Annotated in this window: 18 protein-coding genes; 4 read left to right on the forward strand and 14 right to left on the reverse strand. The window is 44.8% G+C overall.

Annotation, left to right across the window (positions count from 1 at the left end):
* Positions 1 to 55: 55 nt before the first annotated feature.
* The 4 genes from LRL21_RS02705 to LRL21_RS02720 all read right to left on the reverse strand — a co-directional run bounded on the left by LRL21_RS02705 (position 56) and on the right by LRL21_RS02720 (position 5,026).
* On the reverse strand, positions 56 to 829 hold the full coding sequence (locus LRL21_RS02705) for a helix-turn-helix domain-containing protein (protein ID WP_240414229.1): 774 nt from the start codon (positions 827 to 829) through the stop codon (positions 56 to 58).
* A 127-nt stretch (positions 830 to 956) separates the two neighbouring features.
* Positions 957 to 2,759: a sensor histidine kinase gene (locus tag LRL21_RS02710; protein ID WP_240414230.1), complete on the reverse strand. Its 1,803-nt coding sequence runs from the start codon at positions 2,757 to 2,759 to the stop codon at positions 957 to 959.
* Positions 2,756 to 3,535, reverse strand: coding sequence for a response regulator transcription factor (locus tag LRL21_RS02715; protein ID WP_240414231.1), 780 nt, complete (start codon positions 3,533 to 3,535; stop codon positions 2,756 to 2,758). The genes LRL21_RS02710 and LRL21_RS02715 overlap by 4 nt, the downstream gene beginning before the upstream one ends.
* Positions 3,536 to 3,742: 207 nt before the next feature.
* A complete protein-coding gene (locus LRL21_RS02720; protein WP_420832420.1) occupies positions 3,743 to 5,026 on the reverse strand; it encodes an MFS transporter in 1,284 nt (427 codons plus the stop codon).
* 162 nt (positions 5,027 to 5,188) lie between these two features.
* Between LRL21_RS02720 and LRL21_RS02725 the strand changes: the two genes are divergently transcribed.
* Positions 5,189 to 5,770, forward strand: a complete 582-nt coding sequence (locus LRL21_RS02725) for a TetR/AcrR family transcriptional regulator (protein WP_240414232.1) — start codon at positions 5,189 to 5,191, stop codon at positions 5,768 to 5,770.
* 4 nt (positions 5,771 to 5,774) lie between these two features.
* On the opposite strand, the gene LRL21_RS02730 is transcribed toward LRL21_RS02725, so the two are convergent.
* On the reverse strand, positions 5,775 to 6,074 hold the full coding sequence (locus LRL21_RS02730; RefSeq protein WP_240414233.1) for a hypothetical protein: 300 nt from the start codon (positions 6,072 to 6,074) through the stop codon (positions 5,775 to 5,777).
* A 141-nt stretch (positions 6,075 to 6,215) separates the two neighbouring features.
* Positions 6,216 to 6,569, reverse strand: coding sequence for a response regulator transcription factor (locus LRL21_RS02735; RefSeq protein WP_240414234.1), 354 nt, complete (start codon positions 6,567 to 6,569; stop codon positions 6,216 to 6,218).
* A 471-nt stretch (positions 6,570 to 7,040) separates the two neighbouring features.
* Here LRL21_RS02735 and LRL21_RS02740 point away from each other — a divergent pair, with 471 nt between their 5' ends.
* The 3 genes from LRL21_RS02740 (at position 7,041) to LRL21_RS02750 (ending at position 10,033) form a co-directional block, all read left to right on the forward strand.
* Complete coding sequence (locus tag LRL21_RS02740; RefSeq protein WP_240414235.1) at positions 7,041 to 8,213, forward strand: sensor histidine kinase; 1,173 nt, start codon at positions 7,041 to 7,043, stop codon at positions 8,211 to 8,213.
* Positions 8,206 to 8,898 carry a response regulator transcription factor gene (locus LRL21_RS02745; RefSeq protein WP_240414236.1) on the forward strand — a complete coding sequence of 231 codons (693 nt, stop codon included), beginning with the start codon at positions 8,206 to 8,208 and terminating at the stop codon, positions 8,896 to 8,898. Before LRL21_RS02740 ends, LRL21_RS02745 begins: the two co-directional genes overlap by 8 nt.
* 133 nt (positions 8,899 to 9,031) lie before the next feature.
* Positions 9,032 to 10,033 carry an ABC transporter substrate-binding protein gene (locus tag LRL21_RS02750; RefSeq protein ID WP_240414237.1) on the forward strand — a complete coding sequence of 334 codons (1,002 nt, stop codon included), beginning with the start codon at positions 9,032 to 9,034 and terminating at the stop codon, positions 10,031 to 10,033.
* A gap of 85 nt (positions 10,034 to 10,118) precedes the next feature.
* Here LRL21_RS02750 and LRL21_RS02755 read toward each other — a convergent pair whose 3' ends face one another.
* The 8 genes from LRL21_RS02755 to LRL21_RS02790 form a co-directional block, all read right to left on the reverse strand.
* Positions 10,119 to 11,204: a Gfo/Idh/MocA family protein gene (locus tag LRL21_RS02755; RefSeq protein WP_240414238.1), complete on the reverse strand. Its 1,086-nt coding sequence runs from the start codon at positions 11,202 to 11,204 to the stop codon at positions 10,119 to 10,121.
* A 33-nt stretch (positions 11,205 to 11,237) separates the two neighbouring features.
* Positions 11,238 to 12,344, reverse strand: a complete 1,107-nt coding sequence (locus LRL21_RS02760; protein WP_240414239.1) for a rhamnogalacturonan acetylesterase — start codon at positions 12,342 to 12,344, stop codon at positions 11,238 to 11,240.
* Between the two features lie 27 nt (positions 12,345 to 12,371).
* Positions 12,372 to 12,746 (reverse strand): hypothetical protein, encoded by a 375-nt coding sequence (locus tag LRL21_RS02765; protein WP_240414240.1) that lies wholly within the window; start codon positions 12,744 to 12,746, stop codon positions 12,372 to 12,374.
* Positions 12,747 to 12,748: 2 nt separating this feature from the next.
* Entirely contained in the window at positions 12,749 to 12,955 is a 207-nt protein-coding gene (locus LRL21_RS02770; RefSeq protein ID WP_240414241.1) for a sigmaY antisigma factor component, read from the reverse strand.
* Positions 12,952 to 13,287 (reverse strand): YxlC family protein, encoded by a 336-nt coding sequence (locus LRL21_RS02775; RefSeq protein WP_240414242.1) that lies wholly within the window; start codon positions 13,285 to 13,287, stop codon positions 12,952 to 12,954. Before LRL21_RS02775 ends, LRL21_RS02770 begins: the two co-directional genes overlap by 4 nt.
* Positions 13,268 to 13,813, reverse strand: coding sequence for an RNA polymerase sigma factor SigY (gene sigY / locus LRL21_RS02780; protein WP_240414243.1), 546 nt, complete (start codon positions 13,811 to 13,813; stop codon positions 13,268 to 13,270). The genes LRL21_RS02775 and sigY overlap by 20 nt, the downstream gene beginning before the upstream one ends.
* Positions 13,814 to 14,279: 466 nt before the next feature.
* A complete protein-coding gene (locus LRL21_RS02785; RefSeq protein WP_240414244.1) occupies positions 14,280 to 15,122 on the reverse strand; it encodes a carbohydrate ABC transporter permease in 843 nt (280 codons plus the stop codon).
* 1 nt (position 15,123) lies between these two features.
* Complete coding sequence (locus LRL21_RS02790) at positions 15,124 to 16,023, reverse strand: carbohydrate ABC transporter permease (protein ID WP_240414245.1); 900 nt, start codon at positions 16,021 to 16,023, stop codon at positions 15,124 to 15,126.
* Between the last annotated feature and the right edge of the window lie 57 nt (positions 16,024 to 16,080).

Consider the following 16,080-nt stretch of genomic DNA (forward strand, 5'->3'; position numbering starts at 1 on the left):
AGAAAGAAAAGACACCTGCTGCATTTCTGTGCAAGTGCCTCTATGAAAGTTAAATTTATCCGTATTTTTCGTTCAAAAAATCTGTCGGTGAATAACCGGTCACCTTTTTAAAAACGCGATGAAAATAAGCCTGGTCACAAAATCCCGTCTGCTCGGCAATTTCGCGAACTGTTATCGATTTGCTCAGCATCAAATCTTTCGCTACCGAGATCCGCACATCATGAAGATATTCTATCGGCGTAAAGCCGGTCACCTGCTTAAATAAACAGGATATGTAATTAGGCGTTTTCCCACTGTAATCCGACAAATCCTGCAGCTTGATGGATTCGTGATGATGATTGTGGATATAGTTTTTGATATCGGTAACGAGCTTCAATTTCCGTGTGCCAAGCTCCCTGTGATCCAGGTCGCTGTTGATCATACTGAGCATCTCCAGCAGAATCGCATAACAGGTTGTATCCAGATAAGGCCCCTTCATCTGCCAGTGATGGGTTAACTGCGAGAATCTCAGCTTGAAATACGCAGAGTTTTGAATTTTCATTTTAAAGCTCTTTTTCTTGTCCAATATGGGCAGCAGTCCTTGATCGGCTCCTGTCGAACTGAAAACCGTTGCATACCTTTGATGATATTCAAGAGCTGCTCCACTGCGCAGTGAACCCTCCGGAATGTACAAAATATCACCCTGCTGCAGCGGGATTTTCTCATTATCAACCCAATAAATCAATTTGCCGCTTGTAATAAAAATCAGTAAATCATGTGTGGTTACGGTGCGATCCATCCTCCAGCTGCTGTCAAGCTCCTTCACATAACATGAGTGCAGGTTAAACATCCACATCCGCCTCCTTGTATTATCAATATTAATTGTAAACGTTTTCTAGGGAAATTCCAGAGATTCGTTTCGGACGATAAGGTAATAAATTCGGAACTTACAGCACTAAGATTCAATCGAAACCTCTTCATCTCAAAGCAGGCTGCTCGTCCAAGGAGATCGGGATTTGCAGGCTAACTTGAGTCCCTTCATTCTCAATGCTGTTAACTTCGATGCCGTACGGTTCGCCAAAAGCAAGCTTGATTCTCCGTTGGATATTCAATAAGCCGAGCCCTTTTTCCGTGGAAAAGCTCTGATCGATATCCACCGCTTGCAAGCGTTGCCGAAGCTTGTGAAGCTCTGCAGCGGGTATCCCCTTGCCATTGTCGGCGATCTCAAAGCGTACCACATTGTCCGCCGCCACCCAGCCCTTTATGGTCAAAAGCCCTTTGCCATTCTTCCGCTCCAGTCCATGATAGATCGCATTTTCAACAATCGGCTGCAGGATCATTCTCGGAATCCTCATCCTTAGAACACTGTCTTCGATGCTGATGTACTCACTGAATTTGTCAGTAAATCGGATAGTCATGATACGCATGTAATCCTGAACGCATTCCATTTCATGGTGAATTTGAACAAAATGATCCTCCTTGATGCTGTACCTGAATATTTTGGCCATTGCTGTAGCGATCTCCACAATTTCCATCACCCGGTTGGCAAGCCCAATACTTCGTACGCATTCCAACGTATTATACAGAAAATGAGGGTTAATCTGACTTTGCAGAGAAGCCAATTCAGCCTGCTTTTTGGCTAATTCCATCTGATACAACGAAATGCTGGCTTCCAGCAATTGCTCATTCGCTTCGTCAACCCGATCGAGCATCCTGTTGATTTCAATAGCCAAAAAACCCATTTCATTACCTATCGACATTTTCAGTCTTTGCTTGCCGCCATTGTTCCCGATAAAATTGACAAAACGTATAATCCGTCCAAAGGGTAGGGTCACACTGCGGATAAACAGCAGGCCCATCACCAAAATAAGCAGCGTCATCGCCGTGCCGATCATAAAACCGCTGTTGCGGATAGTCCGCAGCTCGTCGGTCATTTCGTTAATTGGAATCATGCTGACAATTTTCCAATCCAGAAGCTCAATCTCGTTGATTTGAACATGGTTCAGCTTCTGACGATATTCCACCTGATGCTCCCTGCTGTCACCTTCCATGCCGCTAAAAATCGATTTATCAAAAAAAGTTCCCTTCAGTGAGCTTTCATCCGCCGTAACAATATGAGATTCATTATCGAGAATCATCAACAATGAATTGGGTGTGTTCTTAATATTGGTTACATGCTGGTCCAAAATCTCTGTTTTATAAACGACAATACATTTTCCCAAATCGGAAACTGAGCTGTCACTGTTTAGCGTCGAAGAAATCGAATGATAAAAGAAGTAAGCGGGACGCTCCATTTTTTCACTATTAAATACTTTCCCAAAAAATTTCGTTTGTGAACGAAAAATAGGCAGGCTGTATTTCTTCTCAAACTCCTCAAGCACTACGTAATCCTCGGGGTTTAAGGCGCCGAGAATATTGTTGTTTTTATCCACGATCATAATCGATTGAATATTTTTGTTGGAGGCTTTAATTCCAGACATAATTTCAACAACGATCTTGTTTAAACGCAATCTGTAGATCGGGTCATCGGAGCTTAAATAGTCATGTGTCATCGTGTTGTAAGAGGAGGCCAGGGCAGCATCTTTAATATCCTGCGCATAGGAAATCACCTTTTCCTCCACCTGCTTCAAAATTTTGGAGGTATGTACATTTTCCTTATCCTCGGTCAGCCCATAAAATTTGGAATAATAATAAATTTGCAGTGAAAATATCATCAGTGTGGATATGCCGACAATGAGCAGCAGCTTGTGCATTAACTTCATTTTCGTTAATAATCTCATGCCTCATCCCCCTGCAGGCTCTTGCGGTAGCCTGTCGGAGTCATGCCAAACCTTTTTTTAAAAACCTTATTGAAATAATTGCAGTCTTTATAGCCTACTGTCCGGGCAACCTCGTGAACCGATAAATGGCTTTCCTTGAGCATTTGTTCAGCTTTATTCATGCGCAGACGGGTTACAAATTCGTTGAAGGTAGATTTCGTAGCCTTTTGAAATAAATCACAGCAATACGTGTAGTTGATATAAAATTTGTGCGAAAGCTCCTTCAGGTACAGCTCATCCTCATAATGATGATTGACATAGTCGAGCAATTGTTTGAAATTCTCATTAATGAGCGGGCTCGGCGCAGCATTCTCGGCTTTTGGCTCCAATTCTCTTGCTGCAACCTCTTTCGGTGGAAGCACAGACTCCAAATGGTGGCTTAACCGATCCAGCAAGGCATCCGCCGCATCGAATTGAAGCGGTTTCAACATGTAATCAAAGCAGCCCAAGCGAATCGACTCCTGTGCATAATGAAAATCAGCCGCTCCGCTAATAATAATGAACTCTGCTTTGATCCCCTGCTCCCGGCTCAGCTTCATCAGATCTATCCCCGTCAGCTCCGGCATCCTGATGTCCGTCATGACCACATCCGGCTGCTGTTTAAGGATCAAGTCATAAGCCAACAAAGGATCGGTTGTATCCGCTATCACCACAAAACCATAATCATCCCATCTGAACGTGTTGAGTATGCCTTTAAGCACCCAAGGCTCATCATCTACAATTAACACGCGATACATAGTGCTCTCCTTTCGCAACCCAAAGGTAGGTACTGGGAATTCTCATTGTTCTATCCTTGACATGATCAACAGAATTAAAGGCACCTTCAAGCTCATTCTACTTGAGGAATCATCCAAGCGTAAAGGACAGCATGAAAAAAATCACAGTCATTTGACTATGATCATCTCATTTTTTCCTATTGAATTACTGGATGCTTGCGCCTTGTATCAGCTGGCTGTATCAGACGTAGGCGTTAAATGCCGGGTTATTGCCCAAAATATCAGCGCTAAGGCGCTAACCGCGGTACCCAGCAAGCAAACGGCGATCCAGCCTGCATGTGCGTACACGAAGGTCGAAGCCATCGAACCCGTTGCACTGCCAATGGAATAAAAGATCATATAGCTCGCTGTAAGACGGCTGCGCGATTCCGGACGCACACTTAAGATCATGCTCTGGTTAGTCACATGTACAGCCTGCACGGCGAAGTCCAACGCGATTACACCAGCAATTAACGCTAACAATGAGTACTCGGCCAAGCCGATTGGCAGCCACGATCCCAATAATACGACAAGAGCGATACACGTAGTTCGCTGCCCTAACCCGCGATCTGCCAGCTGTCCTGCTCGCGCTGCCGCTAACGCTCCCGCAGCACCTGCTAGCCCAAACGATCCGATTGCGGCATGTGAGAGTGAAAGTGGCGGTGCGCTGAGCGGCAGAACGAGCGAAGTCCACAGGATGCTGAACGCTGTAAAAATCAGCAAAGCGATCACAGCGCGGATAAGCAGTACCGGTTCCTGAACAAACAGCATGAACACAGAGCGCAGCAATTTGGGATACGATAATGTCGATGTCATTTTCCTGCGTTGAGGCAGTACACGGAGCATCACACAAGCCATCACCAGTGTTAATGCCGCAGAGATCCAATAAACCGCACGCCATCCGGCAAGATCGGTCCATATACCGGCAAAGGTACGCGCCAGCAAAATACCAATAACCACACCGCTCGTCACCAAGCCAACAACACGTCCTCGATCGGCAGGCGCAGCCAGAGTCGCCGCAAATGCGACAAACACCTGCACGACTACGGCCAGTAACCCGACTACAGCCATACCTATCAACATGACAGCGCTATTAGGAGCACAACCAACCGTTATAAGTGCAAGAACAGATATGAGCATCATAGTGACAACCAACAGGCGTCGATCCAGAATGTCGCCAAGCGGTACCAGCAAGAAAAGCCCCAACGCATAACAAATTTGAGTAATCGTAATGATAATCCCAATGGACGAATAGGCGATACCGAATTCGTTAGCTATCGTGTCAAGCAGCGGCTGCGCAAAATAGATGTTGGCTACAGCCAGCCCACAGGCAACTGCCAACAACAGCGTAGTAGATCGCGAAATTGATGGAACCATATCTGAACCGGATGTAGTAGACTCTACAGTCGTGCTGGGTTCTAAACCACTTGTATCCTTGCCGACAATTAATGCTTGTTCATCAAGCTTATCCATGTGCCTACTCTCCTTAAATATAAATCATTATTTAATACTGATCAGTATGTTATGACAATGAATAATATATAAGTTATTATTTACGATGTCAATTAATTTGACAGTAACAGAAGAAAATAATAAAATCATACTATACTGAACGATATGAAAAGAGGGCTCCACATGGTACGTCTCCGTGAATTTGATGAGCACAAGGCATTAGACGCAGCATTGCATGTATTTTGGGAGAAAGGATACGAGGCCACCTCATTAAGTGATTTAACTTCTACAATGGGTATTCAAAGACCCAGTATTTACTCGGCATTCGGGAATAAAAAGGAACTATTTGAAGCTGCCCTTCGAAAGTATACCCAGTCCCACACTTCAAATGTAAGAGCACAACTTCAAAAGAATCCATCAGTCAAAGCTGCGATTCGTTCCTTTTTTGAAAATCTGGTCGCAAAGGAATACGAAGACGCGCCTAATCGCGGATGCTTTTGCATTAATACGATGGTTGAGCTTGCTCCTCATGATGCCAAATTTGAAATATTGACCAGAGAGCATCAAATGTATTTATCCGTCATATTTCAAGAAACGATCGAACGAGGCATACAATCGGGTGAGCTTGATCCAGCTGCGAACGCAACCGCCTTGGCGCAGACTCTTGTCGTATCATTAATAGGACTTACTGTGCTCATGAAATCACGTCCTAATCGTTCCTTTGTTGACAATTCTGTAGAGTCCATCCTTACTTTGCTCCATTAACCTGTTATGACTGCGCAAAACAAAAAACCTCCATATCGGCATGAGTTACTGGAATTGGAGCTGCATTGATGATAACTTGAAATTTATTCGCCTGCATGCTGTACGTAACATCCAGAACTGAAGATAATTTCAACGTTATCGTATTTCCCTCTGAGTTGCCAAAAGCAGATAATACGCCGACGTTCTTCACACCCGGAATTAGCGCGGCCTCTAACGCTACAATAGCTGCTTCCGCCGCTGTTAAGGTAGCATAACCGCTTGTGTTCGTAAATACGAATCTTATTTTAGTCGATGTCTGTATCAAAATTCACTATATTTAAAGTGTTCTCCGGTGTTGCCACATTATCTAAAGCGGCGGTTGGTGTTTCGGGGGTTTTTATTTGGTTAGCAGCCTCAATCCAATCATTTCCATTCCAATATTGGACAAGATAGCTCGCTGGAGGAATTACTCCACCCCCGTCATTATAAAAGTATTAAGTTGAGTTGAATCTTGTTCACGGGCGTTTAGCACATGATTGAACAATAGGGAAAGCAGCTTCCGAGTCGATCGGATGCCCAGCCTTTTCATAATATTGGCCAGATGGTTTTTGACAGTTTTTTCGCTGATTACGCAATGCTCGGCAATTTCTCGATTGGAAAATCCATATACAGCAATCAGTATGAGAATTTCCGATTCTCGCTGCGTAAACTGATTACTATCTAAAAAATCTTGCATAGCGGGACCTATTCTCTGCATCTGGAGCTCAATCAATATCTCATATTCCATTCCGTCATTATCATGAGATCTTCCGTTCCTCATATGACGATTTCCTACTGTCAATAGAGAGCTTCACCTGTTCAGGCTTGCCTCCCCTTATTAAATCGATAAGCAGACATAGAGTCGAAATTAGAAGAACGCCGCCTAGTACATTCCATAAAATCAGAAACATGATCCATGCCCCCTTGAATTTCTATTTTCATCTATAAAATGCTGAACAGGCCCACACCTATTTCGAGTACTAATGACATAAATCCCAGTCCTTTGGACCTACAATTTTTATATCCGCTGACAACTTTGAGCGACAATACCTATTTATACATCAATCCAACCTACTCTATCAGACTCTTCTTCTATTATAGATGATTCTAATGACCTAACCCAGATGAAGAAATTCACTAGAAAAGCAGTATTTTGGTCATATCTCGACATTATTTTCTAAATAATATGACTTAAGTCACGTTTATGGTAAAATAAAGTCATTAGATATTTCACTTCATGTGAGGGTATGCCATGGATACACAATTAAATAGAAACCTAACTTTAATCTTGACTGCAATTGTACTAGTAGCGTCCGTCACCTTACTGCTCCATACGACTAACTTTTCTATAGGACTCTGTTTGCTAACCTGTACTTTTATCGCAGTCGTCCTGTTTCGTGATTATATCCTGAAGGTCGATCTGCACCGTAGGACCGGTGTTCTATTTTTAGTTTCTCAGCAGGCTCTGGCCCTTATCATATGGGTAGTTTCAGAGGACTTTTTTGCACAGGTTTATGTTTTGATTCTCATAGGCGAATTTACTTTTCATCACTCCAGAAACCGTTCGCTTATTTTTACGATAGTGAGCTATATCTGCTGTGTGCTAAGTCTCTGGATTTTCAAACAGTTCCCCCCATACGAGCAAATTTTCTTTACTTTTCCTCGAATCATCGAATACTTCGCCATATTTGGAATGAGCTTTCTTGCAAAAATCGCTTTTCAGCAAAAAAATCAATTGGCCAAAGATAATGAACAACTGCGAATCGCCTCGATTGAGTTGGAGCGCAAAGCCATACTACAGGAACGAACACGAATATCCCGTGAAATTCATGACTCGGTTGGACATACGCTGACATCGGCGTTAACAGGACTGCAAACAGCCTCACATGCTATCGGGAAAAACCATTATTCGCTTGCACTTGAAATGATCGACAGAACGAAGGACAACATCCTCAGCGGTTTGGATGACGTACGAGCCTCTGTACATCTGTTGCGTGAAAACCTCCCAAGTCATCCGTTCATACCTGAGCTTATGGAGTTAATTGAGGAAACCGAAAAGCTGACAAACGTGGAAATTGCATGCATGATTGACACTACGTTACCGGATCTGTCACCGATGATCGAGCTAACGATTTATCGTGCGCTGCAAGAAGGCATAACGAACGGAATTCGGCATGGTGCCAGCACGAAGTTCCAATTTTCATTAACCTATGACTCTGCATACATCCGATTTAGCTTATCCGACAATGGCAAACCTCCGCAGCAAATCGTTTATGGCTTTGGCTTGAACGCCATGAACGAGAGAGTCACGGATGCTGGCGGCAAGCTTTCGATATCAAGCCACAATTCAGCTGGCGGTGTCACGTTGGAAATAACGATTCCTTATCAGACAAAAACGATCGAGCGGAGTGAGCGGCTTGGCTAAAACAACCATTCTTATAGCAGACGATCAACCTTTAATCCGTGATGGTTTAGCGGCTATTCTCAGCATGGAGGACAATTATACCGTAGTGGCCAAGACAGGGGACGGAATTGCCACGATAGCTCAGGTACAGCTGCATCGACCACAGCTTGTGTTGATGGACATCCATATGCCAAGGCTGGATGGATTAGAGGCAACCAGACAAATCAAATTGCAATTTCCAGAAACCAAGGTGCTGATTTTATCAACGTTTGAGGATGAAGATTACATATGGGAAGCGATTCGCCACGGAGCAAGCGGCTTTTTGGTCAAAGGCATTGAGACTGAAAAAATGCTTTCTGCGATTCAAGACTGTTTGGATGATAGAATCAATTACCCTTACAGTATTCAGCTGCGCCTTGCCAGGATGCTGCATTCTTCCGAGCAGCACGAACACCGCTCGTCACAGGGTAATATCGCACCTGCTTCCCCTGAGCAACAACTGCACGATGAAAGGTTAAATGGCTTGTCTATCCAGGAACGCAACATTTTAAGAAATCTGAAGCAAGGGAAATCCAACCAAGCTATCGCTTCAGAATTGTTTTTGACAACCGGTACCGTAAAAAATTATTTGAGTACGATTTACAAAAAGCTGAAGGTATCCAGCCGGTCTGAGGCCGTCGCTTATCTTCACGAACATGACCTTTGATTTCTAAATCAACACACCGGAATCTGATTTAGCAATTGACGCGGCCCTTCATATCTCTTATTATTTTAATGATAATGATAACCATTATCATTTTTTTGTTTTTTAAGACCACTTTTTCAGAGGAGAGACATTCATGCCATCATTATTGAGATCTGCCCGTAGTCCGTTGCTGCTAATATTATCGGTTATTGTATTGTTCATAGCAGCAGGCTGCGGAAGCAATACTCAACAAACAACCCCAGTCGCAGCCACACCAGCTCCATCAACAGCCGCTTCACCACAGGCTGAAGCCCCACGGGTAATCAAGCATGCTATGGGTGAAGAAACCTTAACAGGTACGCCGAAACGCGTTGTTATTCTGACCAATGAAGGAACAGAAGCGCTGCTTACAGTCGGCATTAAACCGGTGGGCGCCGTCAAGTCCTGGTACGGAGAACCCTGGTATGATCATATTAAAGCCGATATGAAGGATGTCACAGTGCTAGGTGATGAGTTACAACCGAATATTGAACTCATCGCCAGTCTTAAGCCCGATTTAATTATTGGCAACAAAGTCAGACAAGCCAAAATTTATGATCAATTAAAGAACATCGCCCCTACCGTATTCTCAGCTGATTTATCAGGAGATTGGAAAACGAATGTTAGGCTATATACAGAAGCTGTGAACAAGAAGGCCGAAGGCGAGAAGGCTATAGCAGCGTTCGAAAAACGGGTAGTGGATGTAAAAGCCAAGCTCGGAGCTAAGGCAGCTACCCAAATATCACTTATACGCTTTTCTGCTGCAGAGGTCCGTATGTATCAAAAGCAAACCTTCGCAGGTCTTCTCTTGTCTCAGCTTGGATTTGCCCGCCCTGCCTCCCAGGTTAAAGATGCCTCATTTGAAAAAATGACCAAGGAATCGATCCCGAGCATGGATGGTGATGTCCTGTTCTATTTTGTAACTGAAAATACCGGTAAGACAGATGCAGCCAATGTGGCCGATAATTGGTTAAAGGACCCGTTATTCAAAAACTTGAACGTGTCTAAAGCCAACAAGGTCGTCAAAGTGAATGATGTGATCTGGAACTCGGCTGGCGGCATTCAAGCGGCTAACCTGCTTCTGGATGAAATCGTTACTTACTTTGAAGTGAAGTAAGCAGCGTCATATTGTTAATAAGAAATGAAAAACCTCTCCATCCGCCCGATCTTACGATCAGGGGATGAGAGAGGTTTTATTATGGTTAGTCGATTATTGCCCACGGCTGTACATCCGTTGTAACCGCTTCACCTGAGGCAATCGCCTGCTGAACCATCAAACCGAGATATTGATCCTGCGACGCTTCCCGCAGCCCGTAAGAACTTGGGCCACCTGACGCGTATTCGGCCATTCTGGTCAAGCATGTTGCTATGGCGATTTCATCATCATTCAGACGCGAGCCCACAAAAGGGTTATGGTACATCCATTGATCTCCGGCCATAATCCCTTGCAGGAAATATCCTTCCAGGTTGCCGTTTTCACCCTTATTAATCCGTTTGAAATCTAAATACTGCGGAGTCGCATAGTCTGCCAGCACATTGATGCGCTGATCCACAATCTCTCCCCGCTCGCCTCTTACACTGACCGAATTGGAACGAACCCACGACCTGTATTGATCATTGCAAAAGTCATAAACTCCAAGCTTGCCATCCTCAAATTCAAGCCATGCCAAATCCCGTTTAGAATGAATGAGCGTTTCTTCCGTAGGAGGGCCGCTTCGTGTCGGTCCACCCATCAGCGGTGTCTCGTGCCGCATCGCACGAATCTTAACCTGCCCATAGCCGGCTCCCAGCAGCTTACGCATCAGATTCATCCCATGATAATCATGGGCGGTTGATACATATGCCTCCGAAATTGTACCCAGTCGCCCCGATTCCACAAAAGCTTGCCTTGCCGCATGCAGTGGCTGATCATGATACTGCTCGGATACCTGAATACGGGCTCCGCTCAGCGTAAGCTCATGCAGCCTGAGTAATCCTTCCACATCTTGGGCAGGTGGCGTTTCCGTCAAAGCCGGTATGCCACGCTTTGCCAGCTCAAACAGGAAGTCCGGACATACCGTACGCGCTACCGATACAACAACAAAGTCCTGCTGCTCCTTCTCCAGCAGCTCTTCCAGAGTACGATACGTATGTACATTCCATTCCTGCTCAATGAATAGTCCCTTGTCCGGATCTCGAACAACCAGACCCGACACCTCAAAGCGTTCAGGCAACTCTTGGGCAATGCGCAGGAATGCTTGTGTGCGGAAGCCGCCGCCAATGATACTGAATCTAGCCTTTTTCCCCATTGTTCGTACACTCTCCCTTTCCAATTGATTGTTTTAGTTTAAAAACAGCATCAGCGGATTCAACTGGGCTTGTCTGATCCCTTCAGCAGCCAGCTTGGCGACTTCAATCGCACCACGCTCCTGAAAATGCGTATTATCAGCCGCACCCGACGGATGGTTCGGAAATTCACCGGGCACCGACCACAGGAACAGCCTTTTGGATCTTTCCACACCATAAGCCTCATAGAGCTTTCGTGTTTTGTCAGCTAAATCAATAACCGGAACCTCCTCAGCTTCGCCCAGCTCCTTAACCGCCTGCAAATACTCCCCATGTGTGTTGATAATCAAGCCATTTTCGTCAAATATACGGCGATGAACCGCTGTGACCAATACGGGTAACGCGCCTCGTTCACGAGCGCCATCGATATATAATTTTAAATAGTGCTTATAGGTGGTAGCAGGCTCAGTACGCCGTTCCAGATCCGGTTTTTGATCGTTATGCCCGAATTGGATAAAGAGATAGTCGTTCGGACGAATCAGCTTCAAGATGGCATCCAAGCGCCCTTCATCAATAAAGCTTTTCGAGCTGCGACCCGATTTGGCATGATTGGATACAGCCGCTGAAGCATTCAGGCAGTGCGGCAGCATCTGTCCCCAGCCCGCATAGGGATAACCCTCGGCCTCCTGATCCGTGACAGTGGAGTCGCCGGCCAGAAACACGGTCACAATCTGGGAGGACGCTGTAATCTCTAATGCATTTACTCGCGGCGCAATACCTGAGAATGCCAGAATGAGCTGCCCCCCGCTTACATGCACAGCAAAGCTGCGCTTGACGAATTGACCTGCTGCGGTTTGCAGACGATGAAGCAGCAGACGGCCCTCACCTGATTTTACCGTTGTCTCCGTAGCTGTTAAGATATCCCCCACCATCAAAGTCACATGATAATTGCCGTCAGGGACATCAACGATAAAAGCCGTATTTAAAGGAATGCAAAAATCTCTGCGCAGCCCGCCTGCTTCTTCTCTGTCAATCGCATATACCTTATTCACATCTGCAAAGCCATACCCCACTGACACAACATACGAGGATTCTGCCCCAATTTTCACATAGCTGTTCTCCGCTGCCCCCAAGCCAAAATCAAACTTAAATGCTGCACTCACTCTACGTTTCCTCACCATCATCTAAATTTACTGCTGCATGCCCCGGTTTTTTATATACTCAAGCCTGTGCTCTGCAATAAGCCGTTCGGTTTCAACCGGGTTATCAATTTGAAAAACAACCTGTTTAAACTCATGATCCCTCAATTCAAGCACAACCACATCATTATGATTTTCATAGGATATAAAGCACCAATGACCATCAATCAAAAACCGACCTTCTTTCACATCAGCAATCGAAGTACCTACACGAAATTGAAACATGGATAACTTAAAATCGCTGACTGATGCCTGAATGATCTCGGTGTACGGTATTTCAACTCTGCGTCTTAGAGCCCCTATACTCGTTAATCCGGTTAAATGCAAAATCAGCATATCCTTCGTAAATTCGACAGATCTTGACATATTCATGTCCTCCTCTTGAAAATTTTACGTGCAAACAACAAATAAATCAACGTTGGCAAAGGAAATTGAAACAAACCCCATACACCCCAGAACCAGGGGTACAATCCTCGCTTACGCGCGTCGTAGAACAGCCAAATGCTTTGCGACAGCAGGATGGCACCAAGCAAGATCCATACCCAAATCGGCACCTGCGAAGGCTCCAGCTTCATGCTTCCACCCGCTTTCTGAGCAGCGACACCAGTACGAACGGAACAATCAGAACCGATATCAGCTGGATAATAAGAAATATAGCAGGTGTCCAGAGGGTCAGCGAAATAAATACCGACAATAATACAATAGCGATTATCACAAACAAACCAAGCTCGAGAACCATTCTCTTACGATTCGCCGCTTGTCGTAGTTGGATTTGCTGCTGAAACCAGTCAAGCTCTGGTGTGGATGCTTGGATGTAATTGTCTAAACGATCCCACCCTTCATGCAATGCAGCTGTGAGCTTTCCTTCATCCACATCAAACTGCTCGTCAGTCTTGGACTTCTTCATACTCATTAAGCTCCTTTCGCAGATTCCTTAATCCGTTATGGATTCGGGATTTGACGGTGCCGACGGGCACATCCAACATATCGGCAATCTCCTCCTGGCTGTATCCATAATAATGCTTCAAAATAATCGGTACCCGAATATCACTCGACATCTTGTACAGTGCATTCAACACATCAGGCCATTCAATCCCGCTTTGCGTCAGCTGCCACTGCATATTGCGGACGGACTGAAGCTGCTCCTGCTCCTGCCAATTCCGTTCTCGTTTCTTCTTTCTGAGCTCATCCATATAAAGTCGTGTAGCAATCGTGATCAGCCAGGAGGCGAACTTCGACTTCCCATTGTAGAGATGCAGCTTTTCCATCGAACGCATCAGTGCTTCCTGCGTCAAATCCTCGGCCGTTTGCACATTCATCGTGAGCTTGATTACATACTTGAATATATAGCTGTAATGCTGTTGGAATAGCTTCGACAGCGCAATATGATCGCCTTTTTGCGCTTGGTAAATCAGTTGCTGTTCGTCCGTCATCACGAGCCAATTCCCTTCGACTATGTTCGAAACATCTATTATACGACTGAGGTTGCACTAAAGTTCACTGCACCCCAAAAAGAAAAAAAGAAGCCGCGGCATGTTCCAGCCCTCAGCCTCTTCATCTCGTATTTCACCAATCCTGACGCGCAAGCAGCGAGGACAGGAACGTCAATCCTTATCCCCAGCCCTGCAACCAATACTTCAGTATTGCCCTTGCATATTTATGAATATGCTCTAGATTTTGCCCTTTTCATTTGCCCTCTATCCCTAATCTTAAAAAGCGAGGTAAGTACGAAGCGGAGTGGTCATAGTGTTCTGGAGAAGCGCAGCGCTCGCCTTTGTTCACGGGTTTTCACCGATAAATCCCTTATCTAATGAGAAAACCCGTGAACAACAGCGATCATAGGAACACTATGGCCGCGCAGCCTCCACCACACTTACTCTCATGTACCTCCGCTTTACCTTACTTCAATCCACTCGTACTAATACCCTCAACAATGAATTTTTGGAATATAAAGAATACGATCAGTATCGGCAAGAGTGATAATGTCGACATGGCGAACATACCACCCCAGTTATTAAGCGAATCGCCATCGAGGAACAGCTTCAGCGCCAGAGAAACCGGATATAAGGTAGGCTTGTTCAAGTACAGCAACGGATTGATAAAATCGTCCCATTTCCAATAGAAGGAGAAGATTGCCGATGTCATCAATGCAGGAACAATCAGTGGCACGATAATCCGGAAAAAGATCGTGTATTTGTTGCAGCCGTCCATTTTCGCTGCTTCATCCATTTCTGGCGGAATCGTACGGATAAATTGCATGATCAGGAATATGAAGAATGGCATCCCGAAAAAGCTCGGTACAATAACAGGCTTAAAGGAACCCAGCCATTCCAGCTTTGCAAACATAACGTACTGTGGGATAACCGTAACATCGTGCGGCAGCATCATAGTGAACATGACGCAGGCGAACCAAAAGGATCTTGCTTTAAACGGAATTCTTGCCAGCGCATAAGCGACAAGGCCTGAGGAAACGACAGCGCCAATTGTCGATAAAATAACGATGATGAACGAATTTTTAAAGAACGTAGTGAACGTATTGCCGGCAAAGCCCTTCCAGCCGGATGTATAATTGACCCATTGAATACTGCTTGGAATCAGGTTGTAGGCTGTTGAGAATACTTCACTGCTTGGTTTTAGGGAGCTGGCTGCGAGCCATATGATGGGATACAGCATAATAAGAGCCAATCCGCCAATGAATACATGAAAAAGAGCTGCTTTTACTTGTCTTGTGCTGGATGTCATGTTATTTGTCTCCCTTCGACTCGTAGTGAACCCAATATACGGATGATTTGAAAATAGCAAGCGCTAGCAGGCCGATCAAAATCAGCATCACCCATGCCATTGCGGAGGCATATCCCATTTCAAAAAATACAAAAGCTCTGCGGTACAAATACAACGAATATAAAAGTGTATTATCGAGCGGACCGCCCTCACCTCTTGAAATAATGTAAGCAGGGGTAAAGGTCATAAAGGCACCAATGGTTTGCATGATCAGGTTAAACAATACAATTGGGCTAAGCAAGGGCAATGTGATTTTGAAAAAGCGGTGAAACGCATTCGCGCCATCCACACCAGCCGCTTCATAATAGGAAATCGGAATATTTTTCAATCCTGCCAGGAAGATCAGCATTGAGGAACCGAATTGCCATACTGAAAGCGCTATCAAAGTCCACAAAGCGGTCCCCGGGCTTCCGATCCAAGAGGTATCTGATTGAATCCCAATGACGCCAAGCATAGAGTTCAAGAGCCCTTTATCGCCAAAAATCTGAATCCACATAATCGAAACCGCAACACTACCACCGATCAAGGAAGGAAGATAGTAAGCAGAACGGTAAGCACCGATACCGCTGATTGCTTTATTAAGCAGCACAGCTACGAATAATGCAAAGCCCAGTCGCAGCGGTACACTTGCAAATACATAAGTGAAGGTAACTTCCAAAGATTTCCATATTTTATCGTCATTCCACATTTTTTCGTAATTTCCGAGCCCGATCCAGGTTGGTGATTCCATTAAATTGTATTCGGTAAATGAATAATACAAGGAAGATACAATCGGAAATAAAGTGAAAATGAGAAATCCGAGTATAAACGGAGCTGCAAACACGTATCCGACAACATTGTCCTTTTCCCACAGCTTAGTCATGAATTTCAACCCCTATACAAGTAATATGCAGTATGTCTTGCTTTCCTATATATTCTA

The sequence above is a fragment of the Paenibacillus periandrae genome (genome assembly GCF_022458865.1).
Taxonomy (GTDB): Bacteria; Bacillota; Bacilli; order Paenibacillales; family NBRC-103111; genus Paenibacillus_S; species Paenibacillus_S periandrae.